The organism is Pseudomonas sp. JV245A, from assembly GCF_032424515.1.
GTDB classification, from domain to species: domain Bacteria; phylum Pseudomonadota; class Gammaproteobacteria; order Pseudomonadales; family Pseudomonadaceae; genus Aquipseudomonas; species Aquipseudomonas protegens.
In genome coordinates this window covers 1-214 of record NZ_VYKE01000682.1, presented here as the reverse complement: position 1 = coordinate 214, position 214 = coordinate 1, and the positions used below count along the sequence as shown (strand labels likewise).

Below are 214 nucleotides of genomic sequence, written 5' to 3'. Positions count from 1 at the left end.
AGTCACGTCGGTGACTGCTGGAGTCGGGTTGGTCTCCAGATTCTCGAAGTTACCGCCTTCGGCCTTGGTAATGGTGGCTTCGACTTTGCCTGCATCTTTGTAGACGTCATCCGCCGGGGCCGCGACGGTGGCAGTACCGGAAGTGGCGCCAGCGGCGATGGTGATCACCGCGCCGTTAGAGAGCGTGACAGTAACAGGCGTACCCGCAGCATTG

At 60.7% G+C, this 214-nt stretch carries 1 protein-coding gene; it reads right to left on the bottom strand.

The features are described from left to right. The coding region (locus tag F6S12_RS33605) for an immunoglobulin-like domain-containing protein (RefSeq protein ID WP_315870094.1) at window positions 1-214 on the bottom strand (214 nt) is incomplete at both ends.